This window comes from Pseudomonas sp. UYIF39 (assembly GCF_029963765.1).
Classification (GTDB): Bacteria; Pseudomonadota; Gammaproteobacteria; order Pseudomonadales; family Pseudomonadaceae; genus Aquipseudomonas.
The window spans coordinates 1-8510 of the sequence record NZ_JALBYU010000056.1 but is presented as its reverse complement, the minus strand read 5'-3'; the positions used below and the strand labels follow the sequence as shown (position 1 = coordinate 8510).

General features: G+C 61.2%; 6 protein-coding genes. 4 read left to right on the top strand and 2 right to left on the bottom strand.

The annotated features are described in order from the left end of the window. Positions 1 to 77 precede the first annotated feature (77 nt). Complete coding sequence (locus MO767_RS30600) at positions 78 to 1091, bottom strand: aldo/keto reductase (RefSeq protein WP_282483580.1); 1014 nt, start codon at positions 1089 to 1091, stop codon at positions 78 to 80. A 95-nt stretch (positions 1092 to 1186) separates the two neighbouring features. Beyond that, positions 1187 to 2497, bottom strand: a complete 1311-nt coding sequence (locus MO767_RS30595) for an MFS transporter (RefSeq protein ID WP_282483579.1) — start codon at positions 2495 to 2497, stop codon at positions 1187 to 1189. Positions 2498 to 2667: 170 nt separating this feature from the next. On the opposite strand from MO767_RS30595, the gene MO767_RS30590 reads away from it, so the two are divergent. The 4 genes from MO767_RS30590 to MO767_RS30575 all read left to right on the top strand — a co-directional run bounded on the left by MO767_RS30590 (position 2668) and on the right by MO767_RS30575 (position 8410). After that, positions 2668 to 3798 (top strand): sugar diacid recognition domain-containing protein, encoded by a 1131-nt coding sequence (locus MO767_RS30590; protein WP_282483578.1) that lies wholly within the window; start codon positions 2668 to 2670, stop codon positions 3796 to 3798. Between the two features lie 258 nt (positions 3799 to 4056). Next, on the top strand, positions 4057 to 5199 hold the full coding sequence (locus MO767_RS30585) for a glycerate kinase (RefSeq protein ID WP_282483577.1): 1143 nt from the start codon (positions 4057 to 4059) through the stop codon (positions 5197 to 5199). 356 nt (positions 5200 to 5555) lie between these two features. After that, the gene (locus MO767_RS30580) at positions 5556 to 7181 is read left to right on the top strand and encodes a methyl-accepting chemotaxis protein (RefSeq protein WP_282483576.1); all 1626 of its coding nucleotides are present in this window, start codon (positions 5556 to 5558) and stop codon (positions 7179 to 7181) included. A gap of 41 nt (positions 7182 to 7222) precedes the next feature. Further along, the gene (locus MO767_RS30575) at positions 7223 to 8410 is read left to right on the top strand and encodes an aminotransferase class I/II-fold pyridoxal phosphate-dependent enzyme (protein WP_282483575.1); all 1188 of its coding nucleotides are present in this window, start codon (positions 7223 to 7225) and stop codon (positions 8408 to 8410) included. The last annotated feature ends 100 nt before the right edge of the window (positions 8411 to 8510 follow it).

The window sequence follows — 8510 nt, the reverse complement described above, 5'->3', positions numbered from 1 at the left end:
ATCTATGCTGAATGTAAAACCGCCATCGTCGGAACGCCGCCCGGACCAAGCTCGCTCCCACAGTGGATTGTGCTTTTTCAGTTGCTGCGCGGTTTACGCCCCGACACAAAGTGGCTCACATCATTAAACCCCGGCGTCGACGCATGCCCAGGCACAACCAGCGAATCAATGAACGCTTCATCTTCAGCCGTAATCTTGACCGCCTGAGCCTTAGTGTAGGCATCCCATTGTTCTTCAGTGCGCGGCCCTACGATGGCCGAAGTGACGGCGCTGTTATTCAGCACCCAGGCGATGGCGAATTCCACGATGCCCACGCCGCGACCCTGGGTGTACTGCTGGATCTGCTGAGCAATGCGCAGGGATTCGACGCGCCATTCGGTTTCCAGAATGCGTTTATCTGCACGTCCGGCGCGGCTGTTTGCATCCGGCTTCACGTCCGGCGCGTATTTACCGCTGAGCACACCACGAGCGAGCGGACTGTAAGGCACCACGCCCAGGCCATAGTTTTGCGCGGCAGTAATCTGCTCGGTTTCCACCTGGCGGTTGACGATGTTGTACAGCGGCTGACTGATCACCGGCCGGTCGACGCCCAGTTGATCGGCCACACGAATCACCTCGGCGATGCGCCAGCCACGGTAGTTCGACAAACCCCAGTAGCGAATCTTGCCCTGGCGGATCAAATCGCCGATCGCCGACACCGTGACTTCCAGCGGCGTGTTGTGGTCTTCGCGGTGCAGGTAATAGATGTCGAGATAATCGGTGCCCAAACGCGTCAGGCTGGCGTCGATGCCATTGAACAGATGCTTGCGGCTCAGACCGCTGCGGTTCGGAACGCCGTCCACCGGGCCGAAACCGACTTTGGTCGCCAGCACCCATTCGTGGCGGTTACCGGCAATCGCTTCGCCGACGATCTCTTCGGAGCGGCCGTTGGTGTAAACGTCTGCAGTGTCGATGAAATTGATGCCCTGGTCCCAGGCCTTGTCGATGATCCGCAGGGAATCTTCGGTGCTGGTCTGTTCGCCGAACATCATGGTGCCCAGGGTCAGGGTGGAAACCTGTAAACCCGAATGACCCAGCGTGCGATAGCTCATGACGAAATCCTTTTACCGGTGGGAAAGGCTCAATCAAATACCAGAATGGTAGGGCGGGGCAAACGGAAATATCGAACACCCCGTTCCGCAAAACCTTAAACCCGCAACGTCCGCGTCATACGCAGCGCCAACAAACTCCCGCAAACAATCACGCCCGCCAGCAGGTAAAGCGCGGCATCGGTTGACCCGGTGCTGTCCTTGACCCAGCCCACCAGATTCGGACTCAGGAAACCGGCCATCTGCCCCATGGAGTTGATCAACGCCAAACCACCCGCCGCAGCGCCCGCGCTCAGTAGCGCGGTCGGCACCGGCCAAAACATCGGCAGGCCGGTGAGTGCGCCCATGGTGGCGATGGTTAGGCCGAGGATGGCAATGGCCGGCGTCGTCGCAAAGTTCACAGCGATCAGCAAACCGACCGCACCCATGAGCATCGGCACCACCAGGTGCCAGCGGCGTTCTTTGCGCAGGTCGGCGGAGCGGCCGACCATCAACATGAACAGCGCCGCCAGCAGGTACGGAATCGCACTGAGCCAGCCGATTACCAGGTTATCGCTGAAGCCCAGGTTCTTGATGATCGACGGCAGCCAGAAGTTGATCGCGTAGACGCCGCTCTGGATGCAGAAATAGATCAGGCCGAAGGCCCAGATCGCCGGGTTCTTGAACACGGCCAGCAACGAGTCGGTGCTGGTTTTCGGTTTGTTGGCCAGGTCTTCAGCGTGGTCGGCTTCCAGTACCGAGCGCTCGAACGGCGTGAGCCATTTGGCGTTGGCGTAACTGTCGCTGAGCAGGAAGTAGGCGAGGGCGCCGAGGATCACGGTCGGGATACCTTGCAGCAGGAACATCCACTGCCAGCCCGCCAAACCTGCCTGGCCTGCGCCGAAGTGGTTGAGAATCCAGCCGGAAAACGGGCTGCCGAGCAGGCCGGACACCGGGATCGCCGACATGAACAACGCCATGATGCGGCCACGGCGGAAGGTCGGAAACCACTGTGAGAGGTAGAGCACCACGCCCGGGAAGAACCCGGCTTCAGCCGCGCCGGTGAACAGGCGCAAGGTGTAGAACTCGGTCGGGGTGGTGACGAACAGTAAACAGGTCGAGAGCGAGCCCCAGACGATCATCATCAGCGCGATCCAGCGACGCGGGCCGAATTTGGTCAGGGCCAGGTTGCTCGGTACGCCGCACAACACGTAGCCGATAAAGAAGATCCCGGCCCCGAGGCCGTACACGGTTTCGCTGAATTTCAGCGCGTCGAGCATCTGCAGCTTGGCAAATCCAACGTTCACCCGGTCGAGGTAGTTGAACAGGTAGCAGATGAAAATGAAGGGAATCAAACGCAGGGTAATGCGTTTGTAGACGGCGTTTTTTTCGTCAACGATGGCCTGGGTAGCGGCGGCGCTCTGTGACATGGCGGGCTCTCTCTTTATTATGATTTTTTGCGATGCAAAGGGTAACGTTGACCGCCCGGTGAGTCTCGGCCACTGCTAGGGTCATTGTCTTTGTGCCTGAGCACAGGGTTTGCAACCAAGGCCTGTGCGGGTGAACAATCCGCTCCATCACGCTTTCAAGGATCCGCGCTATGTTCGAACTCGATCACGACCTGGCCCAGGACATCGTCGACCGGGCGATGGCCATCCTGCCGTACAACGTCAACGTCATGGACAGCCAGGGCCTGATTCTCGGCAGCGGCGAACCGGAGCGGGTCAACACCCGGCATGAAGGCGCGCAACTGGTGCTGGCCAACGGGCGAGTGGTGGAGATCGACGCCCAAACGGCGATTCATTTGAAAGGCGTGCAACCGGGCATCAACTTGCCGCTATTGCTCGATCAGCGTTTGATTGGCGTGCTGGGCATCACCGGTGAACCCGAGCAATTGCGCACCTACGCCGAACTGGTGCGGATGACCGCCGAGATGCTGGTCGGCCAGCGCAATCAGCAGGCCGAACAGCAATGGCGGCGTCAGCGTTGCGATGATTTGCTGGCATTGCTGCTCAGCGAGGCCGGGGATTCGCCGCGGTTGATCGATGAAGCGCAACAGCTTGGGCTCAAGCCGCAAATGACGCGGGTACCGTACCTGTTCGAGTTAGGGATGGAACATGGACCGGGGCAAACCGTCGAGGCGCTCAGCGCCTGGCTGACTTCGCGCTACCCGGACAGTTGGTGCGTGAGTTCGGCCAAGTCGTCGCTGCTCTGGTGCCGGCCGGCGGCGCAGGCGAGCGAGAATGACCGGCTGCTGGAAAAACTCGACGGCCTGGGCTGGAACATTCTGCGCATCGCCGTGGGCGGGCAGGCCGATGGGCTGTCGGGATTGCGCCGCTGCTACCGCCGCGTCGGCGACTTGCTGGCCTATGGGCGAGAGGTGTTGCCGCACTCCCGTTTGCTGACGCTCAACCGTTACCGGTTGCCAGTGATGCTCTGGCGGCACCGCAACGACGACGCGCTGGACGAACTGCTCAAACCGCTGCGCAAAGTCATCGCCAAGGATGGCAACGGCCAACTGCTGGCGACCCTGCGCAGCTGGTGCGATCACGATGGTCAGAGCCAGGCCTGTGCCGATGCGCTGGGCATCCATCGCAACAGTTTGCGTTACCGGATGGAGCGGATTGCCGAGCTCAGTGGTGTTGATCCACTAAGACTCGACGGGATGCTGGCGCTTTATCTCGGCGTCCAGCTCCTGCCCCAGACCGACGCACCGAACACCAACCCGTAGCAGCGCGAGGCTGCGTTCGGCGGCGAAGCAGTCGTAAATCCTGCAAACGAGGTTTACCTGATTCACCGCGGTGCATGATTTCACGACGGCTTCGCCGCCGAACGCAGCCTCGCTCTGCTCGGCAGCTGCTACAACGGACGGTGTGGAGTGAGGTTTTGTGGAAATGAACAATAAACGCCACACCGGCTTGTGCAGCGGACCGGCGTTATTGTTCTGGTCTGCTGGCAGCATGGAACGCATTGGAACTGGAGAATTCGCATGAAAATCGTCATCGCCCCCGATTCGTTCAAGGACAGCCTGAGTGCCCAGGGTGTGGCTGATGCCATTGCTCTGGGGTTGGCGCAGGTTTGGCCTGATGCGCTCCTGGTCAAATGCCCGATGGCGGACGGCGGGGAGGGGACCGTCGAGTCTATTCTGGCGGCGTGCGAGGGCGAACTTCGCCGCACCCATGTCCGCGGGCCGCTCGGCGCAACGGTTGAGGCCGCTTGGGGCTGGCTGCCCCAAAGCCACACCGCGATCATCGAAATGGCCGAGGCCAGTGGCCTGCAACTGGTTCCGCCGGGCAAGCGTGATGCGTGCTTCAGCAGCACGTTCGGCACCGGCGAATTGATCCGTGCGGCGCTCGATGCCGGGGCGCAACGGGTGATTCTGGCGATTGGCGGCAGCGCCACCAATGACGGCGGGGCGGGTGCTATGCAAGCCTTGGGCGTCAAACTGCTGGACGCACACGGCCGAACACTGGCACCGGGCGGCTTGGCCCTCGCGCAACTGGCGCGAATCGACATGAGTGAAATTGACCCGCGTGTGGCCGAAGTGCGCTTCGATATCGCCGCCGACGTCAACAATCCCCTGTGCGGCCCTCACGGTGCCTCAGCAATTTTCGGCCCGCAAAAAGGGGCATCTCCCGAGCAAGTCCAACAACTGGATCGCGCGCTCGGGCACTTTGCCGAACGGTGCGCTCAGGTCCTGAACAAAGATGTACGTGACGAACCGGGCAGCGGTGCGGCAGGCGGCTTGGGGTTTGCTGCCAAGGCGTTTCTGGGGGCGCAGTTCAAGGCCGGCGTTGAAGTGGTCGCTGAACTGGTCGGCCTGGAGGATGCGGTCAAGGGCGCCGACCTGGTGATCACCGGTGAAGGTCGTTTCGATGCTCAGACCCTGCGCGGCAAGACGCCGTTTGGTGTGGCGCGTATTGCTCGGCAGCACGGCGTGCCGGTGATCGTCATCGCCGGGACATTGGGTGAGGGTTACCAGGCACTCTACGAACATGGCATCGATGCCGCGTTTGCCTTGGCCAGTGGGCCGATGACGCTGGAGCAGGCGTGTGCCGAGGCGCCCCGGTTGTTACGGGAGCGAGCGAGTGATGTTGCACGGGTTTGGCGGGTGGCCGCTCGCAAAGCCTGAAGACCCCGCGATCCTGTAGCAGCTGCCGAGCCTGCGAGGCTGCGTTCGACTGCGCAGCAGTCGTGAAGTCATGCGGCGCGGTGTGTCAGTAAAAACCGGCTGCCGGATTTACGACTGCTTCGCAGGCTCGGCAGCTCTTACATAGAGCTAGAGTGTTTCATGGGTGAAACACTTGTAATCCCTTGAAATATTTTTCTCCAAATCCCCGCAGGAATCCTCATCCCCAGCCGATACAGCCAATAGGCCCACACAAACCTATTCCAACAGTGGCGCCAAACTGAAAGCGCGTGCGCCGCCGCCCGCCCTTCAGCGATCACGCAAGGATGCTCGTAGCCCCATCACCCGAGAATCATCCTATGTCACTGCGTAATCTGAATATCGCGCCTCGAGCCTTCCTGGGTTTTTCCTTCATTGCCTTGCTCGTCATCGTGCTGGGTGTGTTTGCCGTGAACCGCATGTCGACCATCCGCCAAGCCTCCATTGACATGGCAACCACGCAGCTGCCCAGCATCGTGTTTCTCGGTAACCTGACAGAAAACATCCTGCGCCTGCGCATTCTTTCTTTCCGGGTGTTGGTCAACCGTGATCCGAACGCGTTGCAGGAAGCCCAGACACGTACCGGCTTGCTGGTCGACAAGGTTCGCAGCGCACAAGCCAGTTATGCAGCGTTGCCGGCCACCCCGGAAGAAGCCGCGCTGTACAAGACGTTCACGACAACACTGGACAGCTATATGCAAGACCAGAATCAGATGCTGGAGCTGTCGCGACAGAACAAGCTCGATGAGATGCGCACGCTGATCAACACCCGGATCAAGGACGGTACGGACCAGATGGGCGAGCAGCTGAACAAACTGGTAGCGTTCAACAACACATATGCGAAAACCGCCGCGGCCGAAGCGGGCGAGCACTACAGCAACGCCGTGACTGGCATCATCGCAGTGGCGGTGACTGCGGCGCTGATGACCGTGCTGCTGGCCTGGCTGCTGACCCGCAGCATCGTCACGCCGCTCAACCGTGCGCTCCAGGCGGCCGAAAACATTGCGGGCGGCAACCTGACTAAAACCATCGACATCGACGGCAAGGACGAACCGGCCCGTTTGCTCGGTGCCTTGTCCACGATGCAAACCAACCTGCGCAAAACCATCGAACAGATCGCCGGTTCCGCCACCCAACTGGGTGCCGCCGCTGAAGAACTCAGCACGGTCACCCAAGAAGCGTCCCGCGGTCTGCAACAGCAGAACAACGAAATCGAACAGGCCGCCACCGCGGTCAACGAAATGACCGCCGCCGTGGAAGAAGTGGCGCGCAACGCGGTGTCGACGTCCGAAGCCTCGAACCAGTCGACTCAGGCGGCCCGCGAAGGTCGCGACCGTGTGGTGGAAACCGTCGGCGCGATCCAGACCATGACCCACGACGTGCAAAACACTTCGGTGATGATCGAAGGCCTGGCCGCTCAGGGGCGCGACATCGGCAAGGTGCTGGACGTGATCCGCGCCATCGCCGAGCAAACCAACCTGCTGGCGCTGAACGCTGCAATCGAAGCCGCCCGTGCCGGTGAAGCCGGGCGCGGTTTCGCGGTGGTGGCGGACGAGGTCCGGGCGCTGGCCCATCGCACCGCGCAATCGACCCAGGAAATCGAAAAAATGGTCGCCGGCATTCAAAACGGCACCGGCCAAGCGGTCTCCTCAATGCAGCAAAGCAATCAACGCACCCAAAGCACCCTGGAAATGGCCCGCGCCGCCGGTGTGGCGCTGGAGCAGATCACTCAGTCGATCCAGCTGATCAACGAACGCAACCTGGTGATCGCCAGCGCGTCCGAAGAACAGGCCCAGGTGTCCCGGGAGGTCGACCGCAACCTGATGAACATCCGCGACCTGGCCACCCAGTCCACCGCCGGTGCCAACCAGACCAGCGCCGCGACGCACGAACTGTCGCGCCTGGCCGTGGATTTAAATGCCATGGTGGCGCGTTTCGTGATTTGAGATAGGGTTGAGGCTTGGAACCCGCGCGACTGGAGAATTACATGCGCTATTCAGCCTTGACCAAACGAATTGCCGGTGACGGCGCAGCGGCCTGGCAGATTCATGACCGAGCACTGGAATTAATTGAGCAGGGCGTTGATGTGCTGCTGCTATCGATCGGCGATCCCGACTTCGATACGCCGCAGCCCATCGTTCAGGCGTGCATCGACAGCTTGCTGGCCGGTGACACCCACTACCCGTCAGTACGTGGCAGTCGGGGGTTGCGCAATAGCATTGCCAACCGCCATCGGCGTCGCAGTGGTCAAGCGGTGGATGCCGATCATGTGATCGTGCTGCCGGGCGCGCAATGTGCCGTGTATTCGGTCGCGCAATGCCTGCTCGACCCGGGCGATGAAGTGATCGTCGCCGAACCGATGTACGTGACCTATGAAGGCGTGTTCGGCGCCTGCGCGGCCAAAGTGGTGCCGGTGGCGGTGCGACCGGAGAACGGCTTTCGGGTCGATCCGGCGGATGTCGCGGCGCTGATCACACCCAAGACCCGCGCCATTGTGCTCAACAGTCCGAACAATCCTTCCGGCGCCAGTTTGCCGTTGATGGTCTGGCAGGAACTGGCATCGCTGTGTGTTCGTCACGACTTGTGGTTGATCAGCGACGAGGTCTACAGCGATCTGTTGTACGAAGGCGAACACATCAGCCCGGCGAGCCTGCCGGGCATGGCCGAGCGCACGGCGACCATCAATAGCCTGTCCAAATCCCACGCCATGAGCGGTTGGCGTGTGGGCTGGGTGATCGGGCCGAAACCTTTGGCCGAACACTTGGTGCACCTGTCGTTGTGCATGCTGTTTGGCATTCCGGATTTCATTCAGAACGCCGCGCAATTGGCGCTGGATGAGGATCTGCCGGAAGTGGCGTTGATGCGCGAGGAGTATCGCCAGCGTCGCGACCTGGTTTGCGCGAGCCTGAATGATTGCCCGGGCATCCGGCCGATTCGGCCTGATGGCGGGATGTTCGTGATGATTGACGTGCGCCAGACCGGGTTGTGTGCCCAGAGTTTTGCCGAGCGGCTGCTGGAAGGTTATGGCGTGTCAGTGCTGGCGGGTGAAGCGTTCGGGCCGAGCGCGGCGGGGCATATACGGATGGGGTTGGTGGTGGATCAGTTGAAGCTGGCGGATGCGTGCCAGCGGATTGCGTTGTGTGCGGCGGACCTTCTGGAGGCTCGTCGGGCCTGAAGATTTGTATTGGCATTGATGGCCTCATCGCGAGCAAGCTCGCTCCCACATTTGGAATGCGTTCCCCGGTGGGAGCGAGCTTGCTCGCGATGGCTGTCTG